Here is a 13,493-nt window from a genome sequence, read left to right on the forward strand (position 1 = left end):
GCGTTTGCCCGCTTGAGAACAAAGCATGTTCCGGGCCATATGCGCAAACGGGCATCGCCTTTTGCGGGTGCCGTCGCTATCACTGCCCTGCCCCAACCGGACCTGCTTGTGCCTGCCATCATCACAGACCCGTTCTTCTATGCCGTCGCCATTCCGGCGGTGATTTTCCTTGGCCTCTCCAAAGGCGGCTTCTCGGGCGTCGGCATTGCCGCCACGCCGCTACTGGCGCTGTATCTGCCGCCGCTCGAGGCCGCCGCCTTGCTGCTGCCGGTGCTGATCACGCAGGACCTGATCTCGATCTATGTCTATCGCCGCGAATGGGACGCCTCGAATCTGAAGATCATGTTGCCGGGCGCCGTCGCCGGCATGACGCTGGCGTGGCTACTCGCCTCCTATATTTCCGACAATGCCGTGCGCATCACCGTTGGTTTGATCGGCCTCATCTTCGTGATCGATGTCTGGCGCAAGCGCGCCAGGATCGAACCAACGCGCATGGGCCCGGCCGGCGGCGTGTTCTGGGGCGCGGTATCTGGCTTCACATCCTTCATGACCCAGGCGGGCGGTCCACCGTTCCAGGTCTATGTGCTGCCGCAGCGGCTGCCGAAGCTGGTGCTGGTCGGGACCACCACGATCTTCTTCGCCGTCGTCAATGCGCTGAAGATCGTGCCCTATTTCGCGCTCGGCCAATTCCACGCCGGCAATTTCGCGACATCGCTGGCACTGCTGCCGATGGCCATCATCGCGAATTTCATGGGCATCTGGCTGGTGAAACACACGCCCACCAACCTGTTCTACAACATCGCCTATGCGCTGTTGCTGGTGATCTCGCTGGTGCTGCTGTGGCAGGGTTGTTCGATGTTGTGGCGGTAGGTAGCAATACGTAGGATGGGTAGAGCGCAGCGAAACCCATCGCTTTCATGCGTTTAAATGATGGGTTTCGCGAAGACGCTCTACCCATCCTACACCTCTACACATCCTTCCCCGTCCGCTCGATCAGCAGCGTCGGAATTCCGCAGGTGCCATCGCGGAGGCTGACAACACGGGTGCCCGGCTTGCGGCCACTACGCACCTCCGACACGTTGACATGCGCGGCGAGCAAGCGCTCGCGGACGGCATCCGCGTCAGCGACGCGCCAGGTCATGCCCCAGAGCTTGTCGCGATTCTTGTCGGCCTTGTCGTCGGGGCGATGCACGACCTCGACGATCAGATCGCCGCAGCGGAAGAACATCAGATGGCCCCAATCCGGATTGGAGCGATCGAGCGCCATATCGAGGCCCAGTCGCGCGCCATAGAGCGCAGCGGCGCGCTCCGGATCCTGCGTGGCGACAACGATATGGTCGAGGCCAAGGAACGGCGCATCGCCCACCGGGGGCGACACCGGACGCTCGTCGGACAGTTCGAGAAAGAATTGCCGGACGCCGCGCGTCGCGTCCGTCGCCGCACGGGTACGCTTCCAGGAGAGTGTGGCGCCGGTCTCGGTATCCCTGCTCTCGACCTCGGCGATGGGATCAGGCTTCAGCGCCAGGCGATCGAGCCGGCGATGCATCCCAGCGATATCGCCAGTCCGGAAACAGATGCTGGCCAGCGTCGCGCCCTGCTCCGGCAGCACGGCCCTGATGCGATCGGCGGCCGGGCCGTGACCGACAGGCGCCATCAGCTCGACCGACATATTGGCCACCGTGAAGATCGCCATGGCCGCACCGTCGCTGGTGCTGCGCCAGGCGGGCGCACGGGCGAACAGGGTCTGATAGGTGGCGATCCCCACCTCCAGGTCCTCCAGCAAAATGACGACGTGATCCAGCCCGGTGATCATCGCATCCCTCCCGTCTTCGTGGCGTTGTTGTGATCGAACTATGCCAGTTTTCGAGCCGCAATGCTGAAAACCGACTCCGCCCGGCTGCGGCATCCTGCGGCATCGCACAATTTCGGTGGTGACCTCGTCGCAACCGCTGTTAAGCTGACTGATGCGCCGTCTCCGGACGGGTGCAGCCATCCCTCAGGCGAGACGGACGGATTCATGAAGGCACTCTTTATCGGACAGACCTATATCGACGTCACGTTCATCACCGACCATATGCCGACCGGCGACGAGAAGCATGTCGCCTCCGACTATGCCGTGTCGTTCGGCGGCAATGCGGTCACCGCCGCCTTCTGCTGCGCCAAGCTGGGCATCGTGCCCGATCTGATCGCCACCGTCGCCAATGACTGGCTCGGCCGCATGTTCATGGACATGTCGGCGAAATACGCCATCGAGGTCCATCCGCGCAAAGTGGCGAGTTCGTCGCTGTCCTTCATCATGCCGAAAGACGGCAAGCGTGCCATCGTCCGCTGCCGTGACGACGAACACATCCATCCGTTCCCGCTGCTCAATCTCGGTGCCTGCCGCGCGCTCCATATCGACGGCCATCAGCCCGATGCCGCGATCCACTACGCGAAGCTCTGCCGCGAGGCCGGCATCCTCACCTCACTCGACGGCGGCGGCTTGCGCACCAATACCCATGAGCTGCTTGAATTCATCGACGTCGCCATCGTCGCCGAGCGTCTCTGCGAACAGATGGACCTGACGCCAGAGAAGATGCTCGACTATCTCAAGAGCCGCGGCTGCCGCGTCGGCGGCGTCACGCTCGGCGAGAAGGGCCTGCTCTGGTATGACGAGGCCGGCACAGTGCACACGCTGCCCGCGCTGCCGATCCCGCGCGAGAAGGTGATCGATACCAATGGCGCCGGCGATGTCTTCCACGGCGCTTACGTCTATTCGTATCTGGCCAATCCCGGCCATAGCTGGGCCGAACATTTCAAATTCGCGCGGGCCGCATCGACCTTCAAGATCCAGCGGCTGGGCAATGAAGCGGGACTGCCGACATTGGCTGACATCGCGGCGGTGCGTGAGGAATATCGGGCACAGGTGTGACAACCATGGGCCAGGTTGTCGTCGCCGGCAGCATCAATATGGACGTGGTCGCGACAGTCGACCGCCATCCGGCAATCGGTGAGACTGTAGCAGGCCGCGAAGTGTTGTATTTTCCCGGTGGCAAGGGCGCCAATCAGGCCGTTGCTGCGGCGAAACTTGGTGCAGCGACCATGCTGATCGGCTGTACCGGCGCGGATGCCTTTGGCCGCGACACCAGGGCATTTCTGGCCATGCAGGGCGTCGATCTCGCTTACGTGCGTGAGGTCGCTGGCGCCGGCACGGGAACAGCGATCATCACCGTTGCGAAAGCTGAGAACACCATCGTTGTCATTCCCGGCGCCAATGCGTTGGTCAATGCGGCCGATGTCGCTGCGTCCGCATTCCGAAAAGGCGATATCGCCGTCAGCCAATTCGAGATTCCGCTGCCGGCCATCACGGCTTTCTTCACGCGGGCGCGCGAATCCGGTGCAACGACGATTCTCAATCCGGCACCGGCGATGCCGATTGACCGTGAGCTGATGGCTCTGGTGGATATTCTGATCCTCAATGAAAGCGAACTCGGCCTGCTCGCAAGTCTCGAACTGCACGACACCGATCCCGATGCGCGATTCATCGCCGCCGCATCGACATTGCAAACCGATCATCGGCCGAACATCTGCATCACGCTGGGCAAGCGCGGCGCGATCGCGCTGATCGATGGCCGGGTCCACCTCGAAGCCGCCCGCATCGTGAAGGCCGTTGACACCACCGGTGCCGGCGACTGTTTCGTGGGGGCTGTTGCCGCAAAGCTTGCGGATGGACATTCACTACAGAGCGCCATTGGCTATGCTAATGTCGCCGCATCGCTTTGCGTACAGCGGATGGGCGCCGGGCCGTCGATGCCGACAGCGAAAGAGGTGTCGGCGGCTGCCGGCTAGCGTCAGCCCTTCCCCTTCGCCGTCATGAAGTCGAAATCGCAGCCGTCATCGGCCTGCAGGATCGTGGTGTGAAACAGATGCGCATAGCCGCGCTTCGCCCAGTCCGGCGTCTTCGCTGGCGGGAGCGCAGCCTGGCGCTTCGCAAGCTCGGCATCGTCGACCAACAGATCGATCGACCGTTTCGCCACATCCAGACGGATCATGTCGCCGTTCTTCACAAGCGCCAGCGGGCCACCCACGGCGCTCTCCGGCGTGATGTGCAGCACAATGGTGCCGAAGGCCGTGCCGCTCATGCGCGCATCGGAAATGCGGACCATGTCCTTCACGCCGGCGCGGGCGAGCTTCATGGGGATCGGCAGATAGCCGGCCTCCGGCATGCCCGGTGCGCCCTTGGGACCGGCATTGCGCAGCACCAGCACGTCATCCGCAGTCACATCGAGATCGGGATCGTCGACGCGGTTGGTCATGTCCTCGACGGATTCGAACACCACGGCACGGCCGGTGTGCTGCATCAGCTTGGGCGACGCAGCGGAATGCTTGATGACCGCGCTACGCGGCGCCAGATTACCGTGCAGGATTGCCAGCCCGCCTTCGCGCTTGATCGGATTGTCCTTCGAGCGGATCACGTCCTGGCCCGGCACTTCTTCGGCATTCGCCACGATCTCGCGCAATGTCTCGCCGGTGACGGATTTCGCGTCGAGATCGATGAGATCGCCGAGCTGCGCCATCAGCTTCGGCACGCCGCCGGCATGATGGAAGTGCTCCATATAGTGATCGCCTGACGGCTTCAGATCGACCAGCACCGGCACATCGCGGCCGAGTTCGTCGAAAGCGGCGAGATCGATCCGGTTCGGCGTACGGTTTGCCATCGCGGTGAGATGAATGAGGCCGTTGGTCGAGCCGCCGATCGCCTGCAGCACCACCTGCGCATTGCGGAAAGAACCCGGTGTCAGGAATTCGCTCGGCTTCGGCCCCTTGTTCTTGGCGAGCGTCGCGGCAACCTTGCCGCTGGCTTCGGCGGACCGGAAGCGCTCGGCATGCGGCGCGGGAATGGTCGCACTCATCGGCAGCGACAGGCCCATCGCCTCGGTGATGCAGGCCATGGTCGACGCCGTGCCCATCACCATGCATGTGCCAACCGACGGCGCGAGGCGCGCATTGACGTCGTCGATTTCCTGCTGGTCGATCTCGCCGGCGCGGAACTTGCCCCACATGCGCCGGCAGTCGGTGCAAGCGCCGAGCACTTCTCCCTTGTGATGGCCGACCACCATTGGGCCGACCGGGATCACCACCGTCGGCAGATCGACCGACAGCGCCGCCATGATCTGCGCCGGCAGCGTCTTGTCGCAGCCGCCGATCACCACCACTGCATCCATCGGCTGCGCCTTGATCATCTCCTCGGTATCCATCGCCATCAGATTGCGCAGATACATCGAGGTCGGATGGGCGAAGCTTTCGCCGATCGAGATGGTCGGAAACACCATCGGCAGCGCGCCGGCCAGCATCACGCCGCGCTTCACCGCCTCGATGATCTGGGGCGAATTGCCGTGGCACGGATTGTAGTCGCTATGGGTGTTGGTAATCCCCACGATGGGCCGATCCAGCGCATCGTCGGAATAACCCATGGCCTTGATGAAGGCCTTGCGCAGGAACAGTGAAAACCCGGCATCGCCGTAACTGGTCAGCCCCTTGCGCAATCCGTCGGCCATGTCGCGTTCCCATTCCAAGCTTGTTTTGAATGCTTCTTATGAAGCCGCTGGAAAGGATGTCAACGGGCGCCGGACGGTGCAGCCTAACCTCTCCCCGCTCTGCGCGGGGAGAGGTCGAGCGGCGCAGCCGGTCGGGTGAGGGGCATGGAGGCGCTCTCCACATCGAAGTAATCTCGGATCGCGCCGCGCCCATATTCACAGCGAGCTTCTCGTTCTCGAATTGGCGAGAGCGCCTGCCCCGCCCCTCATCCCACCTTCTCCCCGCGCAGAGCGGGGAGAAGGAGCGCACGGCCGGCACACAATCTCAAGGAAGGGCCGTCTTACTTCGGCTCCCAGACCTTGCTGAAGTCGCCGGCGAATTCGGCGCTGCAAAACGCCCCGCCTTGATAGAAATCGCCGACCGGATCGGGCTTCATTTTTGCCTGTTCCGCCATCGCGTGCTCGCGGTGATCCTCGCCCTTCCCCGTCGGACGATAGCCAAGCTCATAAGCGCGTGAATTGTCCCACCAGGCGCGCTCGTTATAGGACGCGCCATACAACACCTCAAAATGGATGGCGGGATGTTCGAGGCCGATCCGGCAGAGCTGCACCAGATCCTCGGGCTTGAGCCAAATCGACAGCCGACGTTGATCAAGCGGCCTGTCGCCGAAATTGCCGATCCGCAGGCATGTCACCGACAGCCCGTATTTGTCGGCATAGAGCGAGCCCACCGCCTCGCCGAACACCTTGCTGACGCCGTAGCGGCTGTCCGGCCGTGCCGTAACGTCCGGCGGGATTTTGCTGTGGCGTGGATAGAAGCCGACCGCGTGATTGGACGACGCGAAGATAATGCGCTTGACGCCCTTCTTGCGCGCTGCCTCGAACAGATTGTAACCGCCGATGATATTGGCCTGCAGAATGGTGTCCCATGGCCCCTCCACCGAGAAACCGCCGAAATGCAGGATGCCATCGACGCCTTCGCAGATCGCCTCGACGGCGGCGAGATCGGCCAGATCAGCCTGCTTGAAGTTTTCATTTGGCTTGAGATTCGGTGGCGTGGTGAGATCGCTCAGCACGAGGTCCGGATAGATCGGCGGCAGCAATTCGCGCAAGCGCGTGCCAATTCCGCCAGATGCGCCCGTCATCAAGATCTTCATTCCGTCCCTCGTAATGTTGTCAGTTGTCAGACAAGTATGGCGCGGCGCGGGCGCGACGGCAAGGCAGTGGAACCGGCATTGCTTGCCGCCTACCCTCGCCAATGTTAGCAAACGCATCCGAGGAAACGACAGAGAACGAGACGCCAATGTCCGACACATCATCGCGCGGCTGGCAGCCGGCGACCTATTATCCCGACCCCGCCATTCACGCCCTCGATCCCCGCTTCGAAAAATACTGGATCAAGCTCGGCGCCATTGAACGCATCGCGACCGGCATGCGCTGGGCCGAAGGTCCGATATGGTTCGGTGACGGCCGCTATCTATTGTGTTCAGATATTCCCAACAACCGCATTATCAAATGGGAAGAGGAAACCGGCGCGGTCAGCGATTTCCGCAAGCCGTCGAATTACGGCAATGGCAACACGCGGGATCGCCAGGGACGCCTGATCACCTGCGAACACGGCCGCCGCATCACCCGCACCGAATATGACGGCTCCATCACGGTGCTGATGGACAATTTCGAAGGCAAGAAGCTGAACTCGCCGAATGACGTCGTAGTGAAGTCCGACGGCTCGATCTGGTTCACGGATCCCCCCTTCGGATTGATGAGTGACTATGAGGGCAACAAAGCGCCATCCGAGATCGGACAGAATATCTATCGCATCGACGGCGATACGTTGACGTCCACCATCGTCGCCGATGATGTTCTCGGCCCGAACGGACTGTGTTTTTCGCCTGACGAGAAGCTGCTCTATGTCGTGGAATCCCGCGGCGTGCCGAACCGCAAGATTCTCGCTTACGACGTCGCCGCCGACAGCAAGACGTTGAAGAACAAGCGCGTACTGATCGATGCGGGCCCGGGCACGCCCGACGGCATGCGCTGCGATATCGATGGCAATCTGTGGTGCGGCTGGGGCATGGGCAAGCCGGAGCTAGACGGTGTCTTCATCTTCGCGCCCGACGGCGAACAGATCGGCCGCATCGCGCTGCCCGAGCGCTGTGCCAATGTCTGTTTCGGCGGCGTGAAACGCAACCGGCTGTTCATGGCATCGAGCCAGTCGATCTATGCGGTGTATGTAAACACGCAGGGGGCGTTTGGGGGCTGACGGGTACACCGCCCTCTCAACGTCATTGCGAGCGTAGCGAAGCAATCCAGTCTTTCCACGCTTGTGGCCTTCTGGATTGCCGCGTCGCTTCGCTCCTCGCAATGACGGCGGAGAGACCATCGTAGAAACAAAAACGCCGGCATGGATAGCTCCATGCCGGCGTTTTCAGTCACGAAGCTTGCGCTTCAACGACGCGGTCTTACGCCGCGGTGTAGCCGGCGATTGCCTTGACCTCGAGGAAGTCCTCGAGACCATGCTTGCCCCATTCGCGGCCGTTGCCGGACTGCTTGTAGCCGCCGAACGGCGCAGTGCGGTCGTTTGGCGCGCCCTGCAGGTTGACGTTGCCAGCGCGGATGCGACGGCCGAACTTGCGGGCGTTCTCGACCGTGTCAGCCGAGACGTAGCCAGCGAGGCCGTACGGGGTGTCATTGGCGATGCGGAGCGCATCGGCTTCGTCCTTGGACCCCATGATCACAAGCACCGGCCCGAAGATTTCCTCGCGCGCGATGGTCATGTTCTCGGTGACGTCGGCGAAGATCGTCGGACGCACATAGAAGCCCTTGTTGACGCCTTCCGGCAGGCCGGGGCCGCCGGCGACCAGCGTGGCGCCTTCCTCGATGCCCTTCTGGATCAGGCCCTGGATCTTGTCCCACTGGCCGCGATTGACCACCGGACCGATCACGGTGCCATCAGCGCGCGGATCGCCGGCCTTGGTCTTGTCGGCCTGCGCCTTCGCGATGGCAGCGATTTCCTTCATCTTCGCCTGCGGCACGATCATGCGGCTCGGCGCGTTGCACGACTGTCCGGAGTTGTTGAACATGTGCGCGACGCCACCGGTGACGGCCTTCACGAAGTCGGCGCCATCGAGGATCACGTTCGGCGACTTGCCGCCGAGTTCCTGGCTGACGCGTTTCACGGTGTTCGCGGCGCGCTTGGCAACGTCGATGCCGGCGCGAGTCGAACCGGTGAAGGAGATCATGTCGATGTCGGGATGCTCGCTCATGGCGACGCCGACGTCGGGGCCCAAACCATTCACGAGGTTGAACACGCCTTTCGGCACCCCGGCTTCATGGAGGATTTCCGCGAAGATCAAGGCCGAGGTCGGGGTGTATTCCGACGGCTTCAGCAGCATAGTGCAGCCGGCGGCGAGCGCGGGTGCGACCTTGCAGGCGATCTGGTTCAGCGGCCAATTCCACGGGGTGATCATGCCGACGACGCCAATCGGCTCCTTCGTGATCATGGCGGCGTTGTGCGCCTCGTCGAACTTGTAGGTCTTCAGCACGTCGAGCGTGGCGACGAGATGACCGAGCCCGGCACCGGCCTGCAGCTTCTCGGCCATCGGCAGCGGAGCGCCCATCTCGTCGGAGACCGACGCACCGATATCCGACATACGGGTCTTGTAGACCGCGATGATCTTTTCGAGCAGCGCGATGCGCTCTTCACGGGTGGTCTGGGAGAACGTCTCGAAAGCGCGCTTGGCAGCGGCGACAGCCTTGTCGACGTCGGCCTTGGAGCCCAGCGCAATGTCGTACATCGCATCTTCAGTCGCCGGATTGACGACAGGGGTGGTCTTTTTGACGACGGGATCGACCCAGGCGCCATCGATGTAGAATTGCAGGCGGTTGACCATTGGTAACCTCTTTGATTGCGGGAACGTCTGTCGTCAGAAAATTCTGTGCAGCCGGGTCTATCTGGGAAAGAACGACACGTCCGGCAAGCACCCTTGCGCGGTCATTTCGCCTCATGAGCCCGTCATGCACGGGGTGCCGCGTGAAAGCAGCAAATGCATATAAATCCAGCCGCGTGGCAGGAGCAAGGCCCCGTGTTTTGCGCGCGTTCTAAAATCGAAATGGCACAGCTTGCCAGCAAAGCGCAGTGTGCATTGCAACAAAATTGAGCGAAAAATCAGCGTGACTTTGCGCGGACAGCGATGGGCGCATCCGGGTCGGCTTCATCGTCGGCCATGGTGGAAATCGGCGACATTGGCGTGTCGCGCAGCCGCTTCAGGCCGAGATGGCGCTCGCGCAGGATGACGAAGATGCCTGCGCCCGCGACGATTACCGCGCCGCCGACCACGTAAGGCGTCGGCACTTCGCCGAACATCCAGAAGCCGAGCAAGAAGGCCCACAACATCGCCGTGTAGTCGAACGGTGCAAGGAAGGACGCCGGCGCATAGCGATAGCTCTCGGTGAACAGCATCTGCCCGAGCCCACCGGAAATGCCGATGCCGATCAGCAGCGCCAATTCGAAACTCGTCGGCCAGCGCCAGCCGAATGGCGCCGTGAGCAGCGACGCCGCCATCACGATCAGCGTCATGAAGATGACAATCGCGGATGAGGACTCCGTTGCGGTCAGCCGGCGGATCTGGATGGTCGCACCGCCCGACGAGAAGGCATTGAGCAGCGCCAGCGACAGACCGATGATCATCGACGTGGTCAGCACTGCGTGATCGTGGAAATACGGCGACAGCATCAGGATCACGCCGGAAAAACCGATTGCCACCGCTGACCAGCGATAGGCATGGACCTGCTCTTTCAGGAAGATCGCGGCGAACACCACGGTGATCAGCGGCGCGATGAAGGCAATGGCGGTCACGTCCGCGATCGGCAATCGCGCCAGCGCGCCGAAGGTGCAGAACGTCCCGATCACGCTGAACGAACCGCGCACCAGATGTGCGGAGACGCGGTTGGTGCGCAGCGCGCCGCGCAATTGGCCGCGCCAGCCGAAAAACAGCACGATCGGGATCAGCGCAAACAACCCGCGGGCGAACACGATCTCGCCGAGCGGCACTTCGCTGCCGAGATAGCGACCCTGCGCGCCCATGATGGCAAACGCCATGGTGCTCGCAATCTTCAGCGACACGGCTTTGAAGATGTTCATGAGTTCGGGGAAATGGAGATCAGGGGAATCGCGGGGGCGTTCATGTTGCAGCACACAATCACGTGAGCCTCCTCACGAAAACCGCCGATGCGACATGGCTTGGCGGGTTTCCATGCAGGGCTGCACCTCGCCACAACCCAACCTTGCGCGGGCGGTTTTAGCCCTTTTTGGCGGGTCTGATGGGCCCCTCCACCGCAGGGAGCGACTTCAGATAGAGCGCCATCGCCGAGCGGTCGTCTGCGCTCAACTGGGAGGTATTGCGGATCACGCGGGCCATGGAGCCACCGGCGGTGTCGCCGTCCGGCGTCTGCCCGGTCTCCAGGAAATACGCGATGTCCTTTTCGCTCCAGTCACCGAGACGCTTCTGGGTGATGTTGGGCACCCAACCCTCGCCGTCGGGGTTCGGACCGCCGGCAAAGCGCTGTGCCGTCACGATGCCGCCCAATGCATTGCGCGGGCTGTGGCACTCGGCGCAGTGGCCCAGCGCATTCACCAGATAGCTGCCGCGATTCCACTGCGGCGACTTCGAAGCATCCGCCTCGAAGGGTTTGCCATCGAGGAACAGCAGCTTCCAGACGCCGAGGTTGCGGCGGATGTTAAATGGAAATGGCACCGCATGATCCGGCGCCTTGCTGGCCACCGGTGGCAGCGTCTTCAGAAAAGCGAACAGGTCCCTGATATCCTCCACCTTCATCTGCTGGTAGGACGTGTAGGGAAAAGCCGGAAAGTAATGCGAGCCGTTCGGCGACGTGCCCTTCAGCAGCGCCGTCACAAAATCAGCCTCGCTCCAGCGGCCGATACCGGCCGTGGGATCGGGCGAGATGTTGGGCACATAGAACGTACCGAACGGCGATGTCAGCGGGAGCCCGCCCCCGAGCTTGAGCCGATCCTGCTGCGCCGGCGTCGCATGGCATGACGAGCAGCCACCGGCATTGAAGACCACTGCGCCATTGCCGGGATTGGGCGTGTGCGGCGGGAGCGTGCTCGCAGCCACCATTACGGGAATCGTCAGCCACCAGAACACGCCGAGGCCGATGACAGCCGCGACAAATGCGAGAATGAAAAGCCGTTTCAGCACGTGCATGTCCAATTGGTATCCGGGTCAAACTTCAGCACATAAAGCGCGTCGAACAGCCGCTGCCGGAACGAAACCGTGATCCATCCCTTAGGCTCCCGGGGGAATGAATTGGCGTCTCGGATGTTTCCAGCCATGACGACCGCACCATCATCAGGGAGAAACCCATGTTACCTCGTTCGATCATGCTCGCGTCCCTCGCGCTCGGCACCAGCATCGCCCTCGCCGGCCCCGCTTGCGCCGACAAGATGAAGGCGACCCTCAACAGCGCTTCCGAAGTGCCCGCCAATACCAGCGCCGGCAAGGGCACCGCCGATATCGACTTCGATCCCGCTACCAAGAAGCTGACCTGGAAGCTGACCTATTCCGGCCTCACGGGTCCTGCGACCATGGCGCATTTCCACGGCCCCGCCGAAGCCGGCAAGAATGCCGGAGTGGCCGTACCGATCACACCAGCCACATCCGGCTCCGAAGGCAGCGCCACGCTGACCAACGCACAGGCCGCCGACCTGTTGGCCGGCAAGTACTATGTCAACATCCACACTGAGGCCAACAAAGGCGGCGAGATCCGCGGACAGGTGACGAAGTAACATTCGTGCCGAACATGGCTTGGACACGAGGGCGAGTGCTACAGCACTCGCCCTCGTGCTGTCGGGAAACATCTCATTTCCGGAGCAAGACATCCACTTGAACAATGTAAGGACTTTCCTTACATTGTAATCTGAGGATGCTCGATGATCACCAGCAAGATGACCAGCAAGGCTCAGACGACGATCCCCCAACCCGTGCGCGCGGCGCTTGGGCTGAAGGAAGGCGACGAGATCGCCTATGCCATCGAAGAAGGCCGCGTCGTCCTTACGCGTGCCGAGCAGAGCAACCCCGAAGACCCCTTCGCGACATTCGACGAATGGGATAGCGCCGCTGACCGGAAGGCCTATGGCCGACTTTGAGCAAGGCGATATCATCCGCGTCCCATTTCCTTATACAGATAAGGACACGAGGCAACGTCGCCCCGCTTTGGTCGTGTCTTCCGGCCCGATAGGAGAAGCCAGCGCGTTGCTCTGGGTCGTCATGATTACATCCGCAGAGAACAGGCCATGGCTCGGCGATGTACCCATCCCGAACCACGAGCGTAGCGGCCTCCCCGTCGCATCAGTCGTTCGCCCGTTCAAGATCGCGACCATTGAAGTTCGGCACGCTGACCGCATCGGCAAGATCGCCAAGCCTGCGCTTCGAAATGTCATGCACCAACTTCAGACAATCTTGTCCGTAAATAGCTCTGCCGACTGAGGTCTGACTCAGATCTTGAGCCTGAACGTCTCGTGACAGCCACCGCATGCCTTGCCGATGCCGCCGACATTCGCCTTGAGGCTGTCGAGATCCTTGATCTTGGCCTTGGCGTCGGTGACGGCCTTGGCGAAGGTGACGATGTGGGCATCGAAACCGGCCTTGTCTTCCCAGACCTTCGGCGACGTCGAATAGTCACCCTCGGCCTTCAGACCCTTGGTGCTGTCCGGAAACAGTGTCGGCAGCTTCTTGGCGGTTTCGTCCAGCACGGTCAGCGCGGCCTCGACCGCGGCCTGATCATAGGGCTTGTCGCCCTTGGCCATCGCGCTGAGCGTGCCGCCAAGAGCGCGACCATTGGACTTCATCAGCGTCTGGCGTTCCTTGACGATCTCTTGCTGGGCCGAGACCGCCCCCACACCCAACAGCAAAGCTCCGACAACGAGAAGCGCACGTTTCATCAACCAATACCCCT

General features: G+C 62.1%; 14 protein-coding genes. 7 read left to right on the forward strand and 7 right to left on the reverse strand.

The features are described 5' to 3' along the window. Positions 1-108: 108 nt before the first annotated feature. The gene (locus AB8A33_RS16525; RefSeq protein ID WP_120291166.1) at positions 109-870 is read left to right on the forward strand and encodes a sulfite exporter TauE/SafE family protein; all 762 of its coding nucleotides are present in this window, start codon (positions 109-111) and stop codon (positions 868-870) included. Between the two features lie 97 nt (positions 871-967). Here AB8A33_RS16525 and AB8A33_RS16530 read toward each other — a convergent pair whose 3' ends face one another. Beyond that, complete coding sequence (locus tag AB8A33_RS16530) at positions 968-1,813, reverse strand: VOC family protein (protein ID WP_231077407.1); 846 nt, start codon at positions 1,811-1,813, stop codon at positions 968-970. 204 nt (positions 1,814-2,017) lie between these two features. Between AB8A33_RS16530 and AB8A33_RS16535 the strand changes: the two genes are divergently transcribed. Beyond that, a complete protein-coding gene (locus tag AB8A33_RS16535; protein ID WP_120291164.1) occupies positions 2,018-2,911 on the forward strand; it encodes a sugar kinase in 894 nt (297 codons plus the stop codon). A gap of 5 nt (positions 2,912-2,916) precedes the next feature. Further along, positions 2,917-3,828 (forward strand): ribokinase, encoded by a 912-nt coding sequence (locus AB8A33_RS16540; protein ID WP_439088989.1) that lies wholly within the window; start codon positions 2,917-2,919, stop codon positions 3,826-3,828. A gap of 2 nt (positions 3,829-3,830) precedes the next feature. On the opposite strand, the gene AB8A33_RS16545 is transcribed toward AB8A33_RS16540, so the two are convergent. Continuing rightward, on the reverse strand, positions 3,831-5,537 hold the full coding sequence (locus tag AB8A33_RS16545; protein ID WP_120290701.1) for an IlvD/Edd family dehydratase: 1,707 nt from the start codon (positions 5,535-5,537) through the stop codon (positions 3,831-3,833). 320 nt (positions 5,538-5,857) lie between these two features. After that, complete coding sequence (locus AB8A33_RS16550) at positions 5,858-6,673, reverse strand: NAD-dependent epimerase/dehydratase family protein (RefSeq protein ID WP_120290699.1); 816 nt, start codon at positions 6,671-6,673, stop codon at positions 5,858-5,860. A gap of 146 nt (positions 6,674-6,819) precedes the next feature. On the opposite strand from AB8A33_RS16550, the gene AB8A33_RS16555 reads away from it, so the two are divergent. After that, positions 6,820-7,779 (forward strand): SMP-30/gluconolactonase/LRE family protein, encoded by a 960-nt coding sequence (locus AB8A33_RS16555; RefSeq protein ID WP_120290697.1) that lies wholly within the window; start codon positions 6,820-6,822, stop codon positions 7,777-7,779. A gap of 199 nt (positions 7,780-7,978) precedes the next feature. Here the strand turns inward: AB8A33_RS16555 and AB8A33_RS16560 are convergent, their stop codons facing one another. From AB8A33_RS16560 to AB8A33_RS16570, 3 genes are all read right to left on the reverse strand, one after another. Beyond that, entirely contained in the window at positions 7,979-9,409 is a 1,431-nt protein-coding gene (locus tag AB8A33_RS16560) for an aldehyde dehydrogenase family protein (RefSeq protein WP_068738114.1), read from the reverse strand. 275 nt (positions 9,410-9,684) lie between these two features. Beyond that, a complete protein-coding gene (locus AB8A33_RS16565; RefSeq protein WP_120290695.1) occupies positions 9,685-10,659 on the reverse strand; it encodes a DMT family transporter in 975 nt (324 codons plus the stop codon). 157 nt (positions 10,660-10,816) lie between these two features. Continuing rightward, a complete protein-coding gene (locus AB8A33_RS16570) occupies positions 10,817-11,737 on the reverse strand; it encodes a cytochrome c (protein ID WP_120291162.1) in 921 nt (306 codons plus the stop codon). 164 nt (positions 11,738-11,901) lie between these two features. Between AB8A33_RS16570 and AB8A33_RS16575 the strand changes: the two genes are divergently transcribed. From AB8A33_RS16575 to AB8A33_RS16585, 3 genes are all read left to right on the forward strand, one after another. After that, entirely contained in the window at positions 11,902-12,324 is a 423-nt protein-coding gene (locus AB8A33_RS16575) for a CHRD domain-containing protein (RefSeq protein ID WP_439093745.1), read from the forward strand. Between the two features lie 144 nt (positions 12,325-12,468). Further along, on the forward strand, positions 12,469-12,684 hold the full coding sequence (locus AB8A33_RS16580; RefSeq protein ID WP_439093747.1) for a type II toxin-antitoxin system PrlF family antitoxin: 216 nt from the start codon (positions 12,469-12,471) through the stop codon (positions 12,682-12,684). Beyond that, positions 12,671-13,024: a type II toxin-antitoxin system PemK/MazF family toxin gene (locus AB8A33_RS16585; protein WP_092147657.1), complete on the forward strand. Its 354-nt coding sequence runs from the start codon at positions 12,671-12,673 to the stop codon at positions 13,022-13,024. The genes AB8A33_RS16580 and AB8A33_RS16585 overlap by 14 nt, the downstream gene beginning before the upstream one ends. Positions 13,025-13,032: 8 nt before the next feature. Here AB8A33_RS16585 and AB8A33_RS16590 read toward each other — a convergent pair whose 3' ends face one another. Next, positions 13,033-13,479, reverse strand: a complete 447-nt coding sequence (locus tag AB8A33_RS16590) for a c-type cytochrome (RefSeq protein WP_093761935.1) — start codon at positions 13,477-13,479, stop codon at positions 13,033-13,035. Between the last annotated feature and the right edge of the window lie 14 nt (positions 13,480-13,493).

Source organism: Tardiphaga sp. 813_E8_N1_3 (genome assembly GCF_051811025.1).
Taxonomy (GTDB): domain Bacteria; phylum Pseudomonadota; class Alphaproteobacteria; order Rhizobiales; family Xanthobacteraceae; genus Tardiphaga.

Coding starts and splice junctions, on each gene's coding strand:
- AB8A33_RS16565 (WP_120290695.1), bottom strand. CDS start 10,659: ATGAACATCTTCAAAGCCGTGTCGCTGAAGATTGCGAGCACCATGGCG.
- AB8A33_RS16585 (WP_092147657.1), top strand. CDS start 12,671: ATGGCCGACTTTGAGCAAGGCGATATCATCCGCGTCCCATTTCCTTAT.
- AB8A33_RS16590 (WP_093761935.1), bottom strand. CDS start 13,479: ATGAAACGTGCGCTTCTCGTTGTCGGAGCTTTGCTGTTGGGTGTGGGG.
- AB8A33_RS16550 (WP_120290699.1), bottom strand. CDS start 6,673: ATGAAGATCTTGATGACGGGCGCATCTGGCGGAATTGGCACGCGCTTG.
- AB8A33_RS16530 (WP_231077407.1), bottom strand. CDS start 1,813: ATGATCACCGGGCTGGATCACGTCGTCATTTTGCTGGAGGACCTGGAG.
- AB8A33_RS16555 (WP_120290697.1), top strand. CDS start 6,820: ATGTCCGACACATCATCGCGCGGCTGGCAGCCGGCGACCTATTATCCC.
- AB8A33_RS16575 (WP_439093745.1), top strand. CDS start 11,902: ATGTTACCTCGTTCGATCATGCTCGCGTCCCTCGCGCTCGGCACCAGC.
- AB8A33_RS16580 (WP_439093747.1), top strand. CDS start 12,469: ATGATCACCAGCAAGATGACCAGCAAGGCTCAGACGACGATCCCCCAA.
- AB8A33_RS16540 (WP_439088989.1), top strand. CDS start 2,917: ATGGGCCAGGTTGTCGTCGCCGGCAGCATCAATATGGACGTGGTCGCG.
- AB8A33_RS16545 (WP_120290701.1), bottom strand. CDS start 5,537: ATGGCCGACGGATTGCGCAAGGGGCTGACCAGTTACGGCGATGCCGGG.
- AB8A33_RS16560 (WP_068738114.1), bottom strand. CDS start 9,409: ATGGTCAACCGCCTGCAATTCTACATCGATGGCGCCTGGGTCGATCCC.
- AB8A33_RS16535 (WP_120291164.1), top strand. CDS start 2,018: ATGAAGGCACTCTTTATCGGACAGACCTATATCGACGTCACGTTCATC.